The sequence below is a fragment of the Propionigenium maris DSM 9537 genome (genome assembly GCF_027925155.1).
GTDB classification, from domain to species: Bacteria; Fusobacteriota; Fusobacteriia; order Fusobacteriales; family Fusobacteriaceae; genus Propionigenium; species Propionigenium maris.
In genome coordinates this window covers 246,906-267,847 of sequence record NZ_BSDY01000005.1, presented here as the reverse complement: position 1 = coordinate 267,847, position 20,942 = coordinate 246,906, and the positions used below count along the sequence as shown (strand labels likewise).

At 41.6% G+C, this 20,942-nt stretch carries 24 protein-coding genes; 4 read left to right on the top strand and 20 right to left on the bottom strand.

Going from position 1 to position 20,942, the window contains the following annotated elements; genetic code table 11:
• Nucleotides 1–162 precede the first annotated feature (162 nt).
• From QMG11_RS07255 to QMG11_RS07210, 10 genes are all read right to left on the bottom strand, one after another.
• Nucleotides 163–708: a nitroreductase family protein gene (locus tag QMG11_RS07255; protein WP_281834749.1), complete on the bottom strand. Its 546-nt coding sequence runs from the start codon at nucleotides 706–708 to the stop codon at nucleotides 163–165.
• 181 nt (nucleotides 709–889) lie between these two features.
• A complete protein-coding gene (locus QMG11_RS07250) occupies nucleotides 890–1,252 on the bottom strand; it encodes a septal ring lytic transglycosylase RlpA family protein (RefSeq protein ID WP_281834748.1) in 363 nt (120 codons plus the stop codon).
• A 99-nt stretch (nucleotides 1,253–1,351) separates the two neighbouring features.
• A complete protein-coding gene (locus tag QMG11_RS07245) occupies nucleotides 1,352–1,567 on the bottom strand; it encodes a hypothetical protein (protein ID WP_281834746.1) in 216 nt (71 codons plus the stop codon).
• Between the two features lie 89 nt (nucleotides 1,568–1,656).
• Nucleotides 1,657–2,022, bottom strand: a complete 366-nt coding sequence (locus tag QMG11_RS07240; RefSeq protein WP_281834745.1) for a septal ring lytic transglycosylase RlpA family protein — start codon at nucleotides 2,020–2,022, stop codon at nucleotides 1,657–1,659.
• A gap of 30 nt (nucleotides 2,023–2,052) precedes the next feature.
• On the bottom strand, nucleotides 2,053–2,364 hold the full coding sequence (locus QMG11_RS07235; RefSeq protein ID WP_281834744.1) for a hypothetical protein: 312 nt from the start codon (nucleotides 2,362–2,364) through the stop codon (nucleotides 2,053–2,055).
• A gap of 90 nt (nucleotides 2,365–2,454) precedes the next feature.
• The gene (gene lepA / locus QMG11_RS07230) at nucleotides 2,455–4,272 is read right to left on the bottom strand and encodes a translation elongation factor 4 (RefSeq protein WP_281834741.1); all 1,818 of its coding nucleotides are present in this window, start codon (nucleotides 4,270–4,272) and stop codon (nucleotides 2,455–2,457) included.
• A 63-nt stretch (nucleotides 4,273–4,335) separates the two neighbouring features.
• Complete coding sequence (locus tag QMG11_RS07225; protein ID WP_281834739.1) at nucleotides 4,336–5,688, bottom strand: MATE family efflux transporter; 1,353 nt, start codon at nucleotides 5,686–5,688, stop codon at nucleotides 4,336–4,338.
• Nucleotides 5,689–5,899: 211 nt separating this feature from the next.
• Nucleotides 5,900–7,753: a PTS fructose transporter subunit IIABC gene (locus QMG11_RS07220; RefSeq protein ID WP_281834738.1), complete on the bottom strand. Its 1,854-nt coding sequence runs from the start codon at nucleotides 7,751–7,753 to the stop codon at nucleotides 5,900–5,902.
• A 48-nt stretch (nucleotides 7,754–7,801) separates the two neighbouring features.
• Nucleotides 7,802–8,713 (bottom strand): 1-phosphofructokinase, encoded by a 912-nt coding sequence (pfkB, locus tag QMG11_RS07215; RefSeq protein WP_281834736.1) that lies wholly within the window; start codon nucleotides 8,711–8,713, stop codon nucleotides 7,802–7,804.
• The gene (locus QMG11_RS07210) at nucleotides 8,710–9,450 is read right to left on the bottom strand and encodes a DeoR/GlpR family DNA-binding transcription regulator (RefSeq protein ID WP_281834734.1); all 741 of its coding nucleotides are present in this window, start codon (nucleotides 9,448–9,450) and stop codon (nucleotides 8,710–8,712) included. Before QMG11_RS07210 ends, pfkB begins: the two co-directional genes overlap by 4 nt.
• A gap of 457 nt (nucleotides 9,451–9,907) precedes the next feature.
• Between QMG11_RS07210 and QMG11_RS07205 the strand changes: the two genes are divergently transcribed.
• The 3 genes from QMG11_RS07205 to QMG11_RS07195 all read left to right on the top strand — a co-directional run bounded on the left by QMG11_RS07205 (nucleotide 9,908) and on the right by QMG11_RS07195 (nucleotide 11,610).
• Nucleotides 9,908–10,438: a class I SAM-dependent methyltransferase gene (locus QMG11_RS07205; RefSeq protein WP_281834733.1), complete on the top strand. Its 531-nt coding sequence runs from the start codon at nucleotides 9,908–9,910 to the stop codon at nucleotides 10,436–10,438.
• An 85-nt stretch (nucleotides 10,439–10,523) separates the two neighbouring features.
• Nucleotides 10,524–11,156, top strand: a complete 633-nt coding sequence (locus tag QMG11_RS07200) for a Crp/Fnr family transcriptional regulator (protein ID WP_281834731.1) — start codon at nucleotides 10,524–10,526, stop codon at nucleotides 11,154–11,156.
• Nucleotides 11,157–11,313: 157 nt separating this feature from the next.
• The gene (locus QMG11_RS07195; RefSeq protein WP_281834728.1) at nucleotides 11,314–11,610 is read left to right on the top strand and encodes a rhodanese-like domain-containing protein; all 297 of its coding nucleotides are present in this window, start codon (nucleotides 11,314–11,316) and stop codon (nucleotides 11,608–11,610) included.
• A 194-nt stretch (nucleotides 11,611–11,804) separates the two neighbouring features.
• Here the strand turns inward: QMG11_RS07195 and QMG11_RS07190 are convergent, their stop codons facing one another.
• From QMG11_RS07190 to QMG11_RS07180, 3 genes are all read right to left on the bottom strand, one after another.
• The gene (locus QMG11_RS07190) at nucleotides 11,805–12,017 is read right to left on the bottom strand and encodes a hypothetical protein (RefSeq protein WP_281834726.1); all 213 of its coding nucleotides are present in this window, start codon (nucleotides 12,015–12,017) and stop codon (nucleotides 11,805–11,807) included.
• A gap of 655 nt (nucleotides 12,018–12,672) precedes the next feature.
• Nucleotides 12,673–14,403 (bottom strand): phosphoenolpyruvate--protein phosphotransferase, encoded by a 1,731-nt coding sequence (ptsP, locus tag QMG11_RS07185; RefSeq protein WP_281834724.1) that lies wholly within the window; start codon nucleotides 14,401–14,403, stop codon nucleotides 12,673–12,675.
• Nucleotides 14,404–14,506: 103 nt separating this feature from the next.
• Nucleotides 14,507–14,770: an HPr family phosphocarrier protein gene (locus QMG11_RS07180; RefSeq protein WP_281834721.1), complete on the bottom strand. Its 264-nt coding sequence runs from the start codon at nucleotides 14,768–14,770 to the stop codon at nucleotides 14,507–14,509.
• Between the two features lie 388 nt (nucleotides 14,771–15,158).
• On the opposite strand from QMG11_RS07180, the gene QMG11_RS07175 reads away from it, so the two are divergent.
• Nucleotides 15,159–16,175, top strand: coding sequence for an alpha-hydroxy-acid oxidizing protein (locus QMG11_RS07175; protein ID WP_281834719.1), 1,017 nt, complete (start codon nucleotides 15,159–15,161; stop codon nucleotides 16,173–16,175).
• Between the two features lie 66 nt (nucleotides 16,176–16,241).
• On the opposite strand, the gene QMG11_RS07170 is transcribed toward QMG11_RS07175, so the two are convergent.
• The 7 genes from QMG11_RS07170 to folB form a co-directional block, all read right to left on the bottom strand.
• Nucleotides 16,242–16,517 carry a hypothetical protein gene (locus QMG11_RS07170; RefSeq protein ID WP_281834718.1) on the bottom strand — a complete coding sequence of 92 codons (276 nt, stop codon included), beginning with the start codon at nucleotides 16,515–16,517 and terminating at the stop codon, nucleotides 16,242–16,244.
• Nucleotides 16,518–16,637: 120 nt separating this feature from the next.
• Complete coding sequence (locus tag QMG11_RS07165; RefSeq protein ID WP_281834717.1) at nucleotides 16,638–16,952, bottom strand: cell division protein SepF; 315 nt, start codon at nucleotides 16,950–16,952, stop codon at nucleotides 16,638–16,640.
• A 35-nt stretch (nucleotides 16,953–16,987) separates the two neighbouring features.
• Nucleotides 16,988–17,785 carry a GNA1162 family protein gene (locus QMG11_RS07160; RefSeq protein WP_281834715.1) on the bottom strand — a complete coding sequence of 266 codons (798 nt, stop codon included), beginning with the start codon at nucleotides 17,783–17,785 and terminating at the stop codon, nucleotides 16,988–16,990.
• 4 nt (nucleotides 17,786–17,789) lie between these two features.
• Nucleotides 17,790–18,695: a CsgG/HfaB family protein gene (locus tag QMG11_RS07155; protein WP_281834712.1), complete on the bottom strand. Its 906-nt coding sequence runs from the start codon at nucleotides 18,693–18,695 to the stop codon at nucleotides 17,790–17,792.
• Between the two features lie 13 nt (nucleotides 18,696–18,708).
• Nucleotides 18,709–19,698 carry a DHH family phosphoesterase gene (locus QMG11_RS07150; protein WP_281834758.1) on the bottom strand — a complete coding sequence of 330 codons (990 nt, stop codon included), beginning with the start codon at nucleotides 19,696–19,698 and terminating at the stop codon, nucleotides 18,709–18,711.
• A gap of 7 nt (nucleotides 19,699–19,705) precedes the next feature.
• Complete coding sequence (gene folK / locus QMG11_RS07145) at nucleotides 19,706–20,578, bottom strand: 2-amino-4-hydroxy-6-hydroxymethyldihydropteridine diphosphokinase (RefSeq protein WP_281834710.1); 873 nt, start codon at nucleotides 20,576–20,578, stop codon at nucleotides 19,706–19,708.
• Nucleotides 20,571–20,939 carry a dihydroneopterin aldolase gene (gene folB / locus QMG11_RS07140; protein WP_281834707.1) on the bottom strand — a complete coding sequence of 123 codons (369 nt, stop codon included), beginning with the start codon at nucleotides 20,937–20,939 and terminating at the stop codon, nucleotides 20,571–20,573. The genes folK and folB overlap by 8 nt, the downstream gene beginning before the upstream one ends.
• Between the last annotated feature and the right edge of the window lie 3 nt (nucleotides 20,940–20,942).

Genomic DNA, 20,942 nt, shown 5'->3' with positions numbered 1-20,942 from the left:
CGTATCCCTCAATACGGTATTTTGTAATGCTTAAATATATGCATCAGATCTATTTTATACTATATCTGAAGTTTTTTCCAATCCTAAGCCTAAAAAATCTAGGTTTTTAATTCTATACTTTCCTTAAGAATAAAAAAAGCCCCTCCACCGAGGGACCTTTGCCTACTTTGTAAACTTATCTGTGTGAAGGAAGTCTGCAACCTCTCTTCTCTTTGGTGCTGGAGTTTCCCCTGCAGGCTCTCCCACTGGCATAATAGCAGCGATCTCATAGTCTCCGCCAATCCCTAGGATCTCCTTAGCCTTTCCATTGTCATAAGCTCCTACAACTACACTTCCAAGACCCATCTCGTGAAGCTTCAGCGAAAGAGTCTGACATGCCATTCCCAGGTCAAACATTCCCCAAGTTCCTATATTGTTAAAGGAAAACTCCTTATAGAAACCTGATTTTTTGGTGTTGTAGCAAGCTACCAGGATAAGAGATGCATCTAGAGAACAGCTAGTTGCCGGATTCTTAGGATATGACTCCTCTACTAACCTCTTTATAACTTCCTTGTCTCTTAGGGCGATAAACTCCCAGCACTGGGTATTAGCCCAAGAAGGGGTCATCCTTACTGCTTCCATAGCCTCACTTAGCTGCTCATCTGTCACATAGTGATCTGTAAACTTTCTTACACTTCTTCTCTCTGCCACTACTTTGTTAAAATCCATCTCTGCCTCCATCTATAAAAGTTTAATTTTAAGTACGAAATCGTACTTAATTATATCAAAACAATCAAAGATTTTCAATATTAAAAAGTACTAGAAGATTCCAACTTTCTAACCTTTAATATCCAGAAGTCGATCTTCAACTGTCTCCCCATACAAGGTCTCTGCACTATTCTTTTTAAGCTTATTTCAACACCTGAACACTTACATCTATTGTTCCAAGCTTTTTATCTGCTATCCTGCCAAAGGCTCTTTCTGTAAGATCTATGATTCTTCCCCCTATATAGGGCCCCCTGTCATTTATCCTGACCTCTATACTCCTTCCATTGGCAAGGTTAGTTACTCTGACTATCGTCCCCATGGGAAGTGTCTTGTGAGCTGCCGTCAGCTTCCTATTGCTGAATATCTCTCCATTAAATGTTATCCTGCCTTCAAAGTCCTTACTGTAGTAGGAAGCCTTTCCCCTTTCAACCTCCCCCATCTCTCTTCCACAAGCCAGGTTTAATAAGGATATCAAAAGTAATATTAGCATAAATGGTCTCTTCATCTCCCACCTCTTTTTTTGAAGTTCTGCATAGGTATCTTCTCATACATACTAAAAATGGAGCCCTGGGGCTCCATTGTATTTTAATGCATAGAATTATTTTTATGTGGTTAAATAGTATTTCATACTCTTTAGTTCTTCATAGTGGATGCTTGTGCTCTTCAACATTCTGATATATTTCAATTCCTGAATACGTTTACCCAATCTTTTTGCCTCTAAGATCTTAAAATCGATCTTACGTATCCTCTTTAAACAGATATCCAATTGTCTCTCTACGGAACATTTTCTCTCTGAAGTTACATCACCACATACCCACATAATAATTCCTCCTTTTTCACATATGAGATATTGAAGTCTACCCTAATTTTGGCAGATTTTCAAGTATGTCTCACTTTTTAAGGAAGTATTTAGAGAACCTGGACACTTACCCTGACCACTCCCAGTTTCCTGTCTGCTATCTCATCAAAGGCCCTTTCAGTTAGGTCTATAATCCTCCCCCTTATAAAGGGACCCCTGTCATTTATCCTGACCACAACACTTCTTCCGTTCTCAAGGTTGGTTACCCTTACCTTAGTTCCCAGGGGAAGTTCCTTGTGGGCTGCTGTAAGTTCACTGTTGCTGAATATCTCTCCATTCGCTGTCTTTCTTCCCTCAAACATCTTGGCGTAGTAGGAAGCCTTTCCAAGCTCCTTATCTCCCCCTTCAACTCCAAACACTAAAACAGACATACATACCAACAATACTACCATCATTAACTTACAGCTTTTCTTCATCTTCTACCTCTTAACTCTTTTCCAACACTTTTACAGTTCTACAATAAAATAATTTCTACCCTTATAGTTATAGTTTAATACCTTCTTTTCCTTGGCCTTCCTGAACTTTATGTGTGTATACCTCTTGGCGTCCTTCTTATTAAAGTCCTCACTTCTTGCAGCAGACATCTTCCAGAGAATATCTATCATCTCAGGTTTTGAATCTGTAATAAGGTAGTCCTCCCTCATATATGTAAAGAGGATCCCCCTGTAGTATGAGTCTGCCTTTATAGTTTTAAAGTTTATCTTCTTTCCGCTCTTATCATTCAGGTAGTTTCCAATTGCTGCTAATCTTTCCTTCATCTTCTCTCCTTTAACTATCTTTATTATTATGTAAAAAGCCGACAGGCTTTTTTAGGTGTCTGTCGGCAATGTAAGTTCAGCTATTTATTCTTAGTCATTTAGCTTCAGTACTGATACGAATGCTTCCTGCGGTATCTCTACGTTACCGATCTGCTTCATTCTCTTCTTACCAGCCTTCTGCTTTTCCAGAAGTTTCTTCTTTCTGGATACGTCTCCACCATAACACTTGGCGATTACGTTCTTTCTGTAGGCTCTTATAGTTTCTCTGGCAATGATCTTTGCTCCCAGAGCTGCCTGGATAGGTATCTCAAACTGCTGTCTTGGAATTAGTTCCTTCAGCTTCTCACAGATCATTCTTCCTCTTGTCTGAGCGTGATCCTTGTGAGCGATGAATGAGAAGGCATCTACAGGGTTACCAGATACAAGTATGTCAACCTTTACAAGGTCAGATTCTCTGTATCCTATCATCTCATACTCAAATGATGCATATCCCTTAGTTCTCGACTTTAGCTTATCATAGAAATCGATTACGATCTCAGCTAGAGGAAGCTCATAGCTTACCATGGCTCTATTCTCATCTATATAGTTCATATCGATGAATGTTCCTCTCTTCTCCTGACAAAGCTCCATTATATTTCCAACAAAGTCCTTAGGTACAATTATATTACCCTTTACATATGGCTCCTCTACAGCCTTTCTTCCCTGACCTGGATCTGGGAACTCACAAGGGTTGTCTATTACATAGTTCTTCCCTGTCTGCATGTGGATTCTGTACTCAACCGATGGTGCAGTTGAGATAAGGTCGATATTGTACTCTCTTCTAAGTCTCTCTACGATAATCTCCATGTGTAGAAGTCCTAGGAATCCACATCTGAATCCAAATCCTAGAGCTACCGATGTTTCTGGTGTAAATGATAGGGAAGCATCGTTAAGCTGTAGCTTTTCAAGAGCTTCTCTTAGATCTACATAGTCATCTGTAGATATAGGATAGATTCCTGCATATACCATTGATTGGGCTGCTCTGTATCCTTCCAGTGGTTCAGCACAAGGGTTCTTTGCATGAGTAATTGTATCTCCTACCTGGGAGTCCTTGATTGACTTTACTCCGGTAATTACGTATCCTACTCCTCCTGCTTCCAGTATATTCGTAGCCTTCATTGTAGGGGAGAAGATTCCGCACTCAAGTACTTCAAACTCCTTACCTGTAGACATGATCTTAATCTTGTCACCCTTCTTCATAGTTCCATCTAGAACTCTCAGGTATGTGATTACCCCTCTGTAGTCATCAAAGTGTGAGTCAAAGATAAGAGCTTTCAGCGGACCATTTTCATCGTAGTCTGGCGCCGGTACCTTCTCTACGATAGCTTCAAGAAGATCCTCAATTCCTATACCTGATTTTGCAGATGTAAGCACTGCATCATCTGCTGGTAGACCTATTACATCCTCTATCTCATTTTTTACTCTCTCTACATCTGCTGCTGGCAGATCGATCTTGTTGATTACAGGTACTACCTCTAGGTCATTCTCTAATGCCAGGTATACGTTAGCCAGAGTCTGAGCCTCTACTCCCTGAGCTGCATCTACTACCAGTAGTGCTCCCTCACATGCTGCAAGGGATCTCGATACCTCATAGATGAAGTCAACGTGTCCCGGTGTATCGATCATATTCAGCTCATATCTGTTTCCGTCCTTGGCATCGTAATACAGTGTTACTGCCTGAGCCTTTATTGTTATTCCTTTTTCCCTTTCCAGATCCATTGAATCCAGAAGTTGAGCCTTCATATCTCTTTCAGATACAGTTCCAGTTACCTGTAGCAGTCTATCTGCAATTGTAGATTTTCCATGATCTATATGGGCAATTATTGAGAAGTTTCTCTTTAATTTCTGCGACAATTTAATTCCTCCCATTTTATTTAATTTTTTACAATATATTATAAAGGAAATGCTAAAAAATTGCAAATAAATTGGGCTTTATACTTTAACTACCTCCACTGCAGTCAGCTTTGTTCTTCTATACATAGCCACTGCTATTCCGGTACCCAGAAAGTTGCTTACCACCATGGCATACCATATACTCTTCTCCCCCCATACAGAAACCATGGTAAAGAGTATTATCATAGGGATCCTCAGTCCCCATAACCTTATCATGTTAAGGGCCATGGCCTTCTTACTCTGGCTGATCCCCTGAAATATACCCACTACAATCTGAAAGGTCCCCATACATATTATTGTAAGGGAGATCAGCTTCAAGTAGTACTCCCCCATCTCCATAATCTGAGTATCCTGTACAAAAAACTTCACAAACCTGTGGGCATTTATCCACATAAAGATAGTACCTGGAATGGAGATGAGAGTCACTATCCTTATACTCTTCTGGAAAGCCTCCCTTATTCTATGTACCCTTCCGCCTCCAAGATTCTGCCCTGCCACAGTGGAAACAGCTCCCCCTATTCCCATTGCAGGCATAAATATTATAGAGGTTATCCTGTTACCTATACCGAAGGCCGCCATAACTCCGTCTCCATACTTCACCACAAAGGCATTGAGCACCATAAATCCAAAGGCAGTGGTGGAGCTCCCTATGGAGAGGGGGATCCCCCTCCTTACTATCTCTTTAAGCATAGGTCTTCTGGGGATGAGATTTCTCAGCCTGAGCCTCATAAAGTCCCTCTTTACAAAGAGGAGGTAGAAGGCTATGACACACAGGATAGCCCTTGAGAGAAGAGTTGCTATAGCTGCTCCCCTTACCCCCATTCCCAGCACAAAGATGAAGATGGGATCTAAGATAATGTTTATTCCCACCGAGATCACACTGAGGATCATGGGAGTTGTAGTATCTCCCTGCCCCTGCCTAATAGAGGTAAAGGCAAGGGAGAAGCTGGTAAGGGGGGTTCCCAGGGAGATCAGCTTAAAGTAAGCCACCGCTTCCTCAAGGAGTCTCCCCCTCCCTCCCATGGCATATACCAGGGGCTCTGCACTGAGGTAACCTGCAAGACCTATAAGGACCGAAAAGGTCAGGGCAAACCAAACCAGCTGCCCCCCTAGCATCCTACTCTTCCTATACTTTCCCCCTCCAAAGTACTGGGAGATTATTGCTCCCCCCGCCATATTTATTCCTGTGTTTAGGGAGATAAGGAGAAATATAGCAGGCCACACAAGACTTATGGCAGCTACTTCAGTCCCCCCAAGCTTACTCACAAAGTAGGTATCTGTAACATTGTACACCGTCTGTATAAAGTTATTAAACATAATGGGGAGAGCCAGGGTGAGTATAACCCTGTAGATCCCCCCCTCCAAGATAAATGTTCGCCTGTCGTTCTTCATATTTTTTCACCTAAAAATCCTCTCTTTTTTAATACTATGCCACTAATCCCTCTACAATACAAGGAGATATTAAAGTACTCTATAATAAAGTGAACGCCACATACAGGAAACCATTGTTATTCCATTAATAGGTCTGAAATATAAAACTCTCTTTTCAAACTGAAAATTTACCACACTAAAAAAGGAGGTGTTACCCACCTCCCTTTAGTCTCTATATCTCCTTCTTAGTCACTCCGATTATACCACCTGCTACTACAGATCCTACAACTATAGCTGCCATATACATAGCTGCATTCTTTACCAGGGGAATTACAAAGATTCCACCATGAGGTGCTGGCAGTTCACAACCAAACATCATCGCCAGTCCTCCAGCTATTGCAGATCCTATTATACAAGCTGGAATAACTCTTCCAGGGTCTGCTGCTGCAAATGGAATTGCTCCCTCTGTGATAAAGGATGCTCCCATAATGTAGTTAGTTAACCCAGATTCCTTCTCCTCTAAAGTAAACTTTTTCTTAAACACAGTTGTAGCAAGGGCTATTGCAAGGGGAGGTACCATCCCTCCAGCCATTACAGCTGCATGGGGAGCCAGGTTTCCAGACTCTATAGCTGCAATACCAAAGGTAAAGGCAGCCTTATTTACAGGTCCTCCCATATCCACAGCCATCATTCCCCCAAGGATAATTCCAAGTACCACAAGGTTTCCAGTTCCCATATTGTTCAGGAAGTTAGCCATTGCAGTATTTATAGATACCACCGGGATCAGTATGAAGTGCATAGCTACTCCAGTTAACAGAAGCCCGAATAACGGGAAGATAAGCACAGGCTTGATCCCTTCAAGGGACTGGGGCATACCCTTAGTTGCGTTCTTTACAGCTACTACAGCATATCCACCTACAAAACCAGCAATCAGACCTCCCAGGAATCCTCCCCCCTGGTTAGCTGCCATAAATCCTCCAACCATAGCCGGCATAAATCCAGGTCTATCAGCTATGGACATCCCTATAAATCCTGCCAGTATAGGGATCATAAGAGCAAAGGCTCCCCCTCCACCTATATCCATTAGGAACTTAGCTACAGGATTAAAGCTTGGATCCGCCGGATCAAAGGCCTTTATTCCAAACATAAATGAGATAGCTATAAGGATTCCTCCCCCTACAACAAAGGGAAGCATATTGGATACACCATTCATCAGGTGCTTATAGAACCCCTTTCTCTCTCCTGTGGTAGAACCCTTCTTCTCACCACTTGATCTGTAGATCTCTCCATTGCCAGACATCGCTTTCTCTATAAGTCCCTGTGGGTTCTTGATCCCCTCCTTTACAGGTACGGAGATAACCGGTTTTCCGTCAAATCTGTCCATCTCCACGGCTTTATCTGCAGCTACTATAACTCCAGCAGCTCCATCTATCTCACCCTGGGCAAGCATATTCTTTACCCCTGTGGAACCATTGGTCTCTACCTTTATCTCCACTCCCAGCTCCTTAGCCTTCTTCTTCAGAGCATCTGCTGCCATATAAGTATGAGCTATTCCCGTAGGGCAAGCTGTTACAGCAACAACATAGTTTTTAGCCTCTATCTTCTCCTCTATTACCTCTTCCTCTGTATCGTTAGCCTCTTTTCTTTCAATAATATTAACTACTTCATCCTTGGACTCTGCCTTAAGAAGAGCTTCCCTGAAGTCATCATCCAGTAGGTATGTAGTCAGCTTTGATAGAGTCTCTATGTGGGAATCACTTGCTCCTTCAGATGCTGCTATCATAAAGAAGAGGTTTGAAGGTTCCTCATCCAAGGACTGATAGTCCACTCCACTTCTGTGAAGACCAAAAGCAAGAGCCGGTGTTCGTACAGCTTTTGTTTTGGCGTGGGGAATAGCTATTCCCTCCTCAAGCCCTGTAGATGACTGAGCCTCCCTTGCTAAGATCGCTGCTCTATATTCATCTTTATCGTTAAGTTTCCCTGCACCATCAAGTAGGTCTACAAGTTCATCTATTACAGCTTTCTTTGTACCTCCCGTCAGGTTCATAACCATTGTTTCTCTGCTAAGTAAATCTAATATCTTCATCTTGCCCCCTTTTCATCTCTCATCTTTAAACATCTCTCTCTACCTGTCCTATAACTTCTCTACTCTTACCTGTTCCATCAGCTCCTCTACTTCCATCTTTGTACAAAGGTTTTCAGAGAAGGCCGACGCACTTCCAGAGGCTATTCCCCTTCTGAAGCATTCAGTTATGGAAAGTCCCTCTGCCATTCCCGAGGCGAATCCTCCCACAAGGGAATCTCCAGCTCCTACGGAGTTTACTACCTCTCCCTTTGGAACACTTCCAAAGTATGTCCCCTGGTGATTTATAAGAAGGGCTCCGTCTCCAGCCATGGAAACTACCACATTTTCAGCTCCCATCTCCAGAAGCTTTCTTCCGTATCTCACTATCTCCTCCTGGGTTTCTATCCTTACACCAAAGATATCTTCCAGCTCATGGTTGTTGGGCTTTACAAGGTATGGCTTACCCTTGAGGGCTTCCTCAAGAGCCGCTCCCTTGGTGTCTATTACTACCCTTATATCATTATCTATTCCCTCTAATATCTGTCTGTAGATATCAGCTGGAAGAGTTTTTGGCACGCTTCCTGACATAATAAGAAGATCATCTTTCTTCAACTCCCTTAACTTTCTGAGAAGCTCCTCTAACCTCTCCTGGGGTATAGCTGGAGAGTTTCCGTTTACCTCAGACTCAAACCTCTGGTCCTTCATCTTGATGTTGATCCTTGTATCTCCCTCTACCTCTACAAAATCTGTCTCTACCTCTCTCCTATCCAGTTCATCGGTGATAAACCTTCCGGTAAATCCTCCTACAAACCCCAGAGCTCTTGACTCATGTCCCAGGTTTTTCAGCACCTGGCTTACATTTATCCCCTTTCCTCCAGGAAGCTTATACTCGCTCTCACTCAGGTTAACCCTTCCCTCTACAAACCTCTCTAGACTAACTATAAGATCCACCGAGGGATTCAATGTCAGTGTATATATCATCTGTCACACTCCTTTACAACTGTGAGCTCTCTAAATCTCTCATCCTTTAGCTGCTCTGTAATTATCACGCATTCCTCTATATCTCCAAATCCAACAAAGCTCACCCTTCCAAACTTCTTTGAATCTGCAAGGATATAAGCTCTTCTGGAGTTTTTTATTGCTCTCCTCTTTATATCCGCTTCCTCTGCATCTGGAGTGGTATATCCCCTCTCAGAGTGGACACCATTGGCCCCTATAAAGCACCTGTCAAAGTTGTACTTGAGAAGGGACTGGATGGCTTCACTTCCCACAATGGCTCCAGTTTTATGCTTTATCCGCCCCTCTAGAATATAGGTCTTTATACCGGCCCTTCCAAGGACAGGTATGTGGGTAGTTCCATTGGTTACCACAGTTATATCCCTTCCCTTGAGGTATGGGATAATAGCTTCAGTGGTTGTACCTGCATCTAAGAAGATGCACTCCCCCTCCTCTACCAGCTTTCCTGCCAGCTCTCCTATCCTTCTCTTTTCTGACTGGTTTTGAACGTTTTTACTTTCAAAATCCTCCTCAAACCTTCCGTCTGGAAGCCTTGCTCCTCCGTGAACCCTCTCTAACCTACCCTTCTTTTCTAGGTAGTTGAGGTCTCTTCTGGCTGTGGATTCAGATATTCCCAGCTCATCTACTATATTTTGCAATTTAACAACATCTTTTCTTTTCAATAAGTTCAATATTAGTTCATATCTTTCGTGACTCAACATCATACCACCTCGCTTAAAGTAATTCTACAACACCCTTCACCAAAAAGCAATCATTTTCTTCCAAAAACATTTATTTTCTTCCATTATATCATTCAGAATCCTTCAGATACTAAATTTTTATCACTATATAAAGTTTTTTCTAGATTTATTTCTCAAAAGTGTTGATTTTTAGATCAATTCGTACTATACTTCTACTGTAGTAAACAGCTATCTTATTTAAACGACTTGGACTATTCACTCTTTACCATTTCCCTGTGTTTTTGTTTGTAGCCAAGTCTAAAGAAAGCTTTACCCCAAAAAGAGTCTTGCCAGGACTCTTTTTTTGTTTTCCTTGCACTCTCCCATACTCTATGCTAATATCCTAAAAATATTTTTGTGTTTTTTAATGAAATATCAGGAGGTTGCCTATGAACAACATTATCAGCTACTACAATAGATACACCGAGGAGGCCCCCCTATGAAGAGAAGCCAAGAGGAGTGGGATGCCCTCTTTAAAAAGCGTATAGAACTCCTTCCACCAGAGGATTTTTTAGTGGAGTATCAGAGTCTATTGAAGAGGCCTAGGGTGTTAGATCTAGCCTGCGGCGATGGAAGAAATGCATTTTATCTGGCTGAACTGGGATTCCAGATATCTGCAGTTGATTTTTCAGAGGTCGCCCTAAATAAGATCAATGCTAGGAGTAACTCCAATATCAGAACTATACTGGGAGATCTGTCAAAACCAGAAATCATAGAGACCTTGGATAGCTTCGATTCCATCATTATCAACCACTTTATTCCACCAAGGGAGATCTTCCTACATCTTCTCACTAAGCTCAATAGGGGAGGGCACCTCCTTTTTACAGCTTTTAGGGAAGATTTAGAGATGAGCGACCTTCTATCCTCCTGTAAAGGTAACATATCTTTTTTGGAAGCAGAGGCAGTTGTAGATAAGCTCTACTCCAACAGCTGGGGAGAGTTTAGGGGATTAATCTTTAAAAAGAGGTAGTTCTACTACTTTTTTTACAAAATTTATTGATAAACTTTTAAAGGATAGGTATGATATTCCTATATCATTTTAAGAGAGGTTAGAGATGCTTGAGGAAAAGTTATTGTCTGTATTGACCAAGATAGAAAGAGATATATTTAAGGAAAGAACCCTGAGAAGGGAGGTCCTTCCCAAAGAGGATATTGATATCTCATCCTGCCCGGGGCTGGTTGTAGTAAGGGAGGGGAGGCTTAGGGTATACCTGACCACTGAATCTGGAAGGGAAATCACCCTCTTTAATATTCCTCCAGGGGAGATATGTATCATGTCCTCTCCGTGTATTCTGTGGGATTCCCCCTTTAATATATTTATAGAGGCTTCCACCCAGTCCATTGTGGAGATCATTCCCAAGGACCTTGTGGAGACTACAAAACATAAAAATTCCCTCTTCTCTGCTGCTCTCCTGAGCTTAGTTGGAGAGAAGATGGGACTAATCCTGAAGATAGTTGATGATCTCCTTGTTAAGAGGGTGGATGCCAGGATCGCTGACCTTCTCATGGAGAGCGGGGATATACACAATATGTCCCACGAGGATATAGCCAATCACATTGGCAGTTCCCGGGAGGTGGTATCCAGGACCCTAAAGCATATGCAGGCAGATGGTGTAGTGGACCTCAGGAGAAAAACCGTTCTCATAATGGATAGAGAACAGCTCCAGGAATTAATTTTATCCAGTTAATGTGACATAGTTACAGAACTTTCCCTTCCTACGGTGTATAATATAAAAAAAGAAGGGGAGGAATTTTATGAATATCTGGCAGAAGATCAAAAGTGGAAACTGACCCCTGCTAAAGGCCTTAAGGGTAAGGTTTGGAAAGCAGGTAACAAAGTATGACGTGGAGAAGGAAAAAGCCATGGAACTCATTGGAGAGACCGATATAGTTGTATTGGATGTAAGAACTCCCGACGAGATTGCCAAGGTAGAATCCCTTGTGGAGGATGCAGTTAATATCAACTTCTATGAGAATTTCGAGGAAGAAGTTGATAAACTTAACAGAGAGGATGATTATTTAGTTGTCTGCAGCGGTGGAATCAGAAGCCGTAAAGCCTGCTCCATAATGGAGGAGAAGGGATTTAAAACTTTGTACAGTTTAAAGGGAGGTATGGATTCCTTCAAGGAGTGCAATACCTGAGGATAGTAGAGGAGTCTTAGATTAAGACCGTAAAAAGCAACGTGACGTTGCATCCTGATAATCAGTCGAAATACTGATTGGTTTCAAGTAAATTTTTTATAAATTCTATACTTTTCTCAACAATAAAAAAACTCCAGAGAGTGTTCTGGAGTTTTTTTTTATTGTTCTTTTATCTTTCTTTATTTCTCTACTGCTTACTTCTTTTTATTCTGACCGTGGTTGTCCCTTGCATTTTTAGAGTTCCCAGGGCCGTCCTTATGCTTATCGTTATCATCATCATCTGCCAGTATATCCAGGATATCCGAAGCCTTTTTTAAATTATCACTTGTATCGTCTGCATAGACCTCTGCGCTAAATAAAGTCGCCGAAAATACCACTCCTGCCATCAACATAAACATTCTCTTCATACTTCATCTCCTTTTAATTAACGATACCTCTCCATTCCTCTTATGCATCTATTATATCCTGATTTCCTCAAAGAAGCTGTTGTATCTGCAACACTTTTAATCTATTGTTTTTTTAACAATAAATCTCTTTTTAGACTTTTAATACTTGTACTACTAGCTCAAAGTTTAACTTTATGCATTAAAACTTTGGTGTAGAAGACTCTCCATTCAATCGTATTTCTCTAAATTATATAAAGCATAAATTTATTTCTTGTCTCGTGAAAAGTAAGTAATTATAATTGCTATACTTTTCCGCAACGTTAAATTTTTTAACGTTGTTTAATTCCTAAAAACGTCCGAAGTAGTCGATTTTACTTTATAGCCCAAATTTCTACTAAGCCGTTCAACGGCTTAAGTTTATCATAACGTTTTCCACAATTCTTTTCTTACAGAGTTATGATTGTAGCTCTCAAAGGTCGTATATTAATATCTTACTTATAAGACATTACGCAGGACTAGATCTTCTTTGGGAACTTTCTTGCATCATGGTAAGAAAGTTCCTCGCTCTCTGTCGAGAGTGAAACAAAAACTTTTTTAATTGTTCCAAGGTTTTTAAAACCTGTATTTCACCTAATAATAAAAAAAGAGAACCCCAAAGGGCTCTCCAATCTATTAATTATTTTCCAAAGTGAATAGCATTGAATCTGTTGATCTCTGCCTTAACTTCCTCAGCAGTATCCATATCCATTACTCTCTCAACAAGAGCTTCACATTCCTTCTTATCTAGAGACATGATGTTCTTCTTGATTCTAGGTACTGATATTGCTGACATTGAGAAGTTGTCCAGTCCCATACCAAATAGTATAGCTGTCGCCATCTCGTCTCCTGCAAACTCTCCACACATAGAGATAGGGATTCCTCCCTCGTGAGCACCATCTATTGAAAGCTTTATAGCTGCAAGTACTCCAGGGTTGTATGTATCATAAAGGTTCGAAATATTTTCATTTCCTCTGTCTACTGCTAGAGTATACTGAGTAAGGTCGTTAGTTCCTATTGAGAAGAAGTCAACTTCCTTAGCAAATGATCTTGCTCTCATAGCTACAGCTGGAGTCTCTACCATGATTCCAAACTGTATGTCCTCATCAAAAGCAACTCCTGCTGCTCTTAGCTCTGCCTTACACTCCTCAAGGATCTCTCTAGCCTTTCTAACTTCCTCAACTGAAATTATCATAGGAAGCATGATCTTGATCTGTCCATAGTTAGAAGCTCTAAGTAGTGCTCTAAACTGTGTCTTAAGGATCTCAGGTCTGTCAAGACAAACTCTAAGGGCTCTCCATCCTAGGAATGGATTCTCCTCCTCTGGAAGCTCCATGTATGATAGTGCCTTATCTCCACCGATATCCATAGTTCTTATTGTTACTGGCTTCCCTTCAAGGGATTCAGCAACTGACTTATAAGCTTCAAACTGCTCATCCTCAGTTGGGAATCTGTCGTTGTTCATGAATAGAAATTCAGTTCTGTATAGTCCTATTCCCTGAGCTCCATTTCTAAGAAGTCCTGGTACATCGTTAGGACTACCAATGTTAGCCCATGCTCCTACCTGTACTCCATCCTTAGAGATAGCGTCCATATCCTTAAGCTTTCTCAGCTCATCCTTCTCAGCAAGGTAAGCGTCTCTCTTAGCTTTATACTCCTCTAGCTCCTTATCTGTAGGGTTTACAATTACATCTCCAGTAAGAGCGTCTACGATTACAGTTTCTCCCCCCTCTACCTGGCTACATACATCTCCAGTTCCAACAACTGCTGGAAGCTCTAACGATCTCGCCATGATAGATGAGTGTGCTGTCTTTCCACCGATCTCAGTTACAAATGCAAGTACATTATCTACATTTACCTGAGCTGTATCCGATGGAGTCAGATCCTTTGCCACGATTACAGTGTTTGCCTCTAGGCTTCCAAGGTCTGCCACCTCTATACCAGCTATATTATAAAGCCATCTCTTAGCGATATCTCTAAGATCTGTAGCCCTCTCTCTCAGATACTCGTCCTCTAAGTTTGCAAGCATCTCGCAGTACTCCTCTATTCCCTGCTCTAGAGCGTTTTCAGCTGTGATCTGATCGTCCTCGATAAGCTCCTCTACCTCTTCAAATAGATCCTCATCCTCTAGAAGAGTTATGTGACCGTCAAAGATTGCAGCCTTGTCCTCTCCAAGCTTCTTAGCAGTAGTTTCTCTTATTACAAGTAACTGCTCCTTAGTTTTTTCTCTACCCTCAAGTAGTCTCTTCTTCTGAGCATCTGTATCCTCGACATTGCCCTTGTCGATTACAAGCTCCTTCTCCTCATATAGGAATATCTTTCCTATAGCTACTCCTGGAGAAGCATCTATACCTTTAATGAATTTTCTCATGACCTAATCTCCTTTGCTTCCTTCATCTTTTAATCAGAATTTTTCTAAAAAAATTAGAAGGCACCGCTGTACCTTCTAACTATTGTGCAACTGCTTTAAAAAATTAGTCTCTTAAGTTAGCTAAAAGGTCTGCTAGTTTCTCAACTGCGTCATCAGCATCTGAACCATCTGCGTGTACAGTTACTTTAGCTCCCTTTTTGATCCCTAGAGAAAGAAGCTTTAATAGAGATGTTCCCTTTACTTTCTTTCCAGATTCATTTTCAACTTCAACCTTTGCTTCGAAAGTTTTTGCCATAGTTACAAACTCGTTTCCTGGTCTTGTGTGAAGTCCTGTTTCATTTGTGATTTCTACTGTTCTGCTTGCCATATTATAATTCACTCCCTACTATTATAATTAGATTAGATTGTCTAAAAACATATAATAATTAATACCAACTGTGACTTCAGATTACTAGATTTATCATAATTTGTCAATAACTTTTTCCCCCTCTCTTTTACAGTTTCCGAACATATCATCTAGTATATTTCAACTATATTAAACGTTAGAACACTCCTATTTAATGTGTATTTTACTACTATTCATTATTTGCACTTTTTTTGAGCTTTTTTGTTCTATATAAGTTTATTTTTTCATCTTAATAACATCTTAGTTGACTTTAGGAGTAGTTTACTATAATATTTTTTTTGAACACTTTTTTTACAATAAATTTTGATTTTTTATTGATATCTATATTAATTTTACGGAGGTTGTCGTTTTGGATTTAAAGGATGTTAAAAAAGTCGCTAGAGAAAAGATGAAGGGATTTTGTAATGTTTGCAGGGAGTGTAACGGGGTATGGTGTGCAGGAATGGTCCCGGGAATGGGAGGTGCCGGTAGTGCCCACTCATTTAAACATGCCTATGAGGAGCTCAAAAGGGTAAAGCTTGTAATGAAAACTATCCACTCAGCTACAGATCCCAATACAGAGTTCCCTATATTTGGTGAATCTTTATCCATGCCTGTAATCACCGCTCCAATTACCGGTACAAAGTTCAATATGGGAGGGGGAGTTAGCGAGGAGGAGTATGCTTCAGATGTGGTACACGGATCTATAGAAGCAGGAACTATAGCCATGATTGGTGATACTGGAGACGCCACGTGTTTCGAATACGGCCTTAAGGCTGTAAGGGAGGCCAAGGGCCGTGGTATAGCCATTATTAAGCCTAGGGAGAACTCCGAGGTAATCAAGAGAATAAGGATGGCAGAAGAAGCTGGATGTATAGCTGTGGGGATGGATATCGACGGTGCAGGTCTTGTTACCATGAAGTTATTTGGTCAGCCAGTAGGTCCTAAGTCCATAGAGGATATAAAAGAACTGGTAGCCTCTACAGAGCTTCCCTTTATAGTTAAGGGGATCCTTTCGGTAGATGAAGCCAGAGCCTGTGTAGAGGCAGGTGTCAGTGCCATTGTAGTGTCCAACCACGGGGGAAGGGTACTGAACAACACCTTAGCTCCTGTAGAGGTCTTAGAGGAGATCGTAGAGGCTGTGGGAGACAAGATTACAGTCCTTTCTGACGGATGTATCAGAGAGGGTGGAGATGTCCTTAAATACCTCGCTCTTGGGGCAAGGGGAGTTCTTGTGGGAAGACCTGTTATCTGGGGATCTATAGGTGGAAGACAGGAGGGGGTGAAGCTTACCCTGGAAACCCTTAAAAACCAGCTGTATCAAAATATGATCCTTACAGGGTGCTCAGATGCTTCAAGCATTTCCAGAGATAGAGTAAAGTATTAAATATCATAGAACACTAAAAAAGTAGAGGCTTCCAACAGGCGGCCTCTACTTACTTTTTCTTTACCACTATATCTCTAATCTTCCCAGCTCCTCATCCTCAGGAAATATCTTCTTCAGTGCCTCCAATATCTCCATATTTTTTTCATTTCTCTCTAGATATATACTATACTCCTCTTCATACACATAATCATCAAACTTCTCCTTGTACTCCTTGAGATCCTCCTGCTCCCTCTTGAGCTCCCTCTTAAACTTATCCTTGAGAACTTCCAGCTTTCTCTTAGGTAACTTCTCACACAGGTACATCTCTATATGATGTACTGTAACATGACCCTTCTTAGACATAGGTATCACCTCTTTCAAGTTATTCTACTACTATCTAATTTATACTTTTTTTCATTCCCTATCCTTTATTCAACAAAAAGAAAAAGCAGTGAACTCTATTCACTACTTTCCTCTTATTAATTAATAGTGGGGCTTGATCTCCTCTTCCTCATCGTATCTCAGGTCGATAAGGTCGTTGTCCTCTGCCGCCACGCTTCCCTCCTGGAAGTAATCCTTCCCAGATGGAACTGTACAGAATACTGCATCCCCCGGCTGTATCAGTCTGGCATCCTGGATATAGGCTGCTCCGCTGACAAAGTCAAGAGTTCTCTGTCTGTCCTTGGTATCCATCTTGGATATGTTTATGTGTACTATCCTGTCCTTTTTTATGTGCTCTACTATCTTTCTTGTATCTTCAAATTTTTCAGGTTTTAGAAAAACAATGTCAAAGTCCATTCTTCAGCTCCTTTTGCATTTTATTTTGTAGCCCCTTAAAAAAGGATAATTCCTCCCTCGGTCACTTCCTCCTCTACTCTCTCCCTCTCCTCTATCTTCTCTGGAGCTATCTTGTCTCCATCTTCTACCCTTTCACGAAGCTCTGTCAGTTCGCCCTCTACCTTGTTTACATACCCCTCATCCTCACAGGCTCCCCTTGGAAGGGATTTTAAGAGGTCGTTGGCTGCCATATACATCTCTGGTTTCAGCTCGTGATCAGCTATTCCCGCCGTCACAAATCTCACTCCCTGACCAATAGCCATCCCTGCAAGGGCCCTGTTCATCCCCTCACCGGGGTCATCCAGGGTTTTCAGTATTCCGTGTATATCCACAAAACGATTAACAACGACAACAGGCTTTTCCTGAAGAAGTTTTCCCATGTTATAGAGGCTGTAGGTCAGATCCACCCTCCTCACATGATAGAAGGGGAGGGTAAGGAGTTCCAGTTCCGACAACTTGAGGTAGAGGATTCCATCCACTCCAAGAATCTCATTTAGTTCCAGGGGGTGGAATACATTCAGCTGTCCTCCGTCGGTTATCCCTACATTTCGCAGAAGCTCATCGGTTTCCTCTAAGCTCTGAACCTCATAACCTTTATAGTTTTCTGCCAGAGTGGACTGGATCACCTGACGAAGAATCTGGGATCCAGCCACATCATTGGTTAAATTATCTACAGGAAGAACGGCCAGTTTAGCCGGTACTTCATTGGTTTCGCTCTTTAAAAGGGTTCTTGTGCTACTGCATCCTGTAAAAAGAAGAATGAGAAGAAGCCAGAGAATCCAGCTCCTTTTCATGACCCTACTTTCTTAGTTTTACTACAGCTGGAGTAGTAAATGATTCACCGTCATATTCAGCAATAGCAGCGTCCTCTCCCAAGTAGTCCACTACCCTTGCTTCTCCTACCTTGTTTTCAACAAATCCAAGGAACTTTCCTTCAAACTCGATCTTCTCTCCCTGCTTATATACATCAAGCTTCGTTCCTACCTTTAGGTTACTCTGATTTCCAGCATTGATATAGATTCTATTTGTGTCTGCTCTTACAACCTTAGCAGTCCAAGGAGTAGAGTCTATTCTCTTTATGATATTCTCCATAGCATTGATAGTTGCTGCTCTGAAGGCTTCTTGCTCAAGACTCTCATCATATCCTCCAGTTGTACCTACACCTAGAGTAGTTCCATACTTAACTGTAGAATATCCCTCTCCAAGCTCAGCCCATACATCTCCAGTAAGTACATTGATGATCTTTACATCAAGAGCTACTTCCGCTCTCTGCTCCTTAGATTTAGAGATAAGCTTGCTCTTACCAGTTGTATTTACAGCATACTTAGTTATGGCTCCCACAATTACATATTCAGCATCTAGGAACTGCTGCTGACCAGCTATCTTTCCCTGTCCCAGTGTGTTGGAAAATTCAGTTTCCTCTATAATAGTATCCAGATCTGCTCTCTCAAGAACAACGAATCTGTTTGACTTGGAAAACTCAGACTGCATTACATCTGTAGCTATATTTCCCAGTCTTTCATTTCCGAATCTTGTCTCATTCTTTACCTTGCTTACAACGATTCTTCTCTTAGGTCCTACAGTTACATCCTGCTCATATCTTCTAAGATCCTGGATCTTATCGTCCTTTCTTACCTTGCTTGTAGTTCCTCCACATCCCACAAGAACTAACCCAAGCATTAAACAAGTTAATAGTTTCTTCATGCTACACCACTCCTTATAATTTATTCAAAACTTTTTCCACTACCTCTTCAGGTGTCATATCCCACGCTGTAAATCCAGCTGCCTTCACATGGCCGCCACCGCCAAACATACCGGCGATCTTATTTACATCTACATTGTGTTTGCTTCTCATACTTCCCTTGATGCTTCCGTCCTTCTCCTCCCTCATAAAGAGAGATACCTCAGATTCATTGTAGGAGTTGATGAGGTTTACGATCCCCTCTGCATCCTCCTTGAGGCCCTGAATTCCCTCTAGGGCTTCACTGCTCAGGTAAAAGTATGTAAACTTCTTTTCAGAATTATATACCATCTCCTGAAGAGCCATCCCCATAAGCTTTAAACTTGGAAGGTTTTTATTATGGAAGAACTCCCTCACTATCTTGGAGTTATCCACTCCCCTCTCCATAAGGTCTGCTGCCATGGCAAAGGTCTTAGGGGTTACATTGGAGTGGGCAAAGTTTCCAGTGTCATTTACAAGACCAGTATAGAGGGCTTCCCCTATCTCCCTTGTAATCTCGATCCCCATCTCATTTATAAGCTTATAGATTATCTCTGAGGATGAGGATATATCCTCCACATGGTTTATATCTCCAAACATGGTATTACTCGTGTGGTGATCTATGTTTATAACAAACTTACTTCTCTCCAGGTGTCTGTGAGTAGTTCCTAGCCTCTCATCGGTAGCTGCATCCACACAGATAGCCAGATCAAAGTCATACTTAGACTCCACATACTGATCCCTTTCTATCATCTCGCTTCCCTCTAGGAACCTTAGATTTCTCGGGATATTGTCCTCTAGGACAAACCTTACTACCTTTTCCATATAGTCTTCATCTGCTGCTTTAAGCTCCTCATTGAGCTTATTTAGGGTTAAGAATAGTCCAAGACCTGCTCCCACTGCATCTCCGTCTGGATTCACATGGGAGAGTATAACTATCCTGTTGGATTCCCTTATTCTATCAATTATTTTTTCAAAAGACAAAATAACCTCCTTATAGTGCTATTACCTTTATATTGTTTTTCTCAAGAAGTTCTACCGTCACTCCCTGGCCCTCTACAAGCTTTCTGCTGAAGGTCCCGTCATAGATGAGGTCCTTTCCGCAGGAGGGACTCTTGGCCTTCATTATAGCCACGCTGCAATTGTTGGCTTGAGCTCTTTCAAGGGCTATCTGGGCACCTCTTACAAACTGAGCTGTTACATCCTCCCCATTTGCTGTCACCACTCTCCCTCCCTGCCTTTCAGCTGGAGTTCTGGGAGTGGTAAGTCCACCATCTACCTCTGGACATACCTTTATATATTCTACCTTACCTATTACATCCAGTATATCCTTTTTGTTGCTTCCTCCCCTGTAGGTACACATCTCCCCTAGAAGGCATGAGCTAACAAGGATCCTCGGAGTTATCTTTTTTATCTCGCTTTTATCCCTTCTCAGATACTTCAGAAGTTCAGCCTTATTATTGTATACCTCATAGAGGGGGGCTAACACAAATTTTCTCTCCTGATATCTTGGATGGGGAAGGGTAAGTTCCTCTATATGGAGGGTGAGGTTATCATAAAATATAATGTCTATATCTATGGTTCTAGGCCCCCATCTCAACTCTCTCCTTCTGTGAAGTTTTGTCTCTACCTCCTGAAGTTTCCTCAGGAGCTCAAAGGGAAGAAGGGTTGTCTTTACCTCTACAGCTATATTGTAGAAGCTGTCCTGCTCCGTGTATCCCCATGGTTCCGTTTCATAGAAGGAGGACACCTGGGTTAACTTTACTCCCTCAAGGGCATCTATCATAAGAAGCCCCTCCATAAGGTAGTAGAGTTTATTTCCTATATTGGAACCCATACTCAGATAGGCCCTTACCTCTCTACTCATAGTCCCCTCTGGACCTCTCTATCTCCACAGCTACATAGTCAAACTGCCCAGGAATAGGTGCCTGAGGTTTTCTTACTGTTACCTTAACACTCTCTACTGGAAACTCCTCCACTACAAGTTTTGCTGTTCTCTCAGCAAGGGTCTCTATTAACTTAAAGGTATTTTCCTTAGCTAGCTTCTCCACCCTTTCATATACTTCTGCATAGCTTACACCCTTTGTAAGGTCGTCTGTCATCCCTGCTTCCTTTAGAGGCAACATCATCTCAAGACTTATAAAGAAGTTCTGCCCAAGGACATTTTCCTCGGGAAGAGCCCCGTGATAGGCATATACCTGCATATCCTTTATTATAACTTTATCCATCTC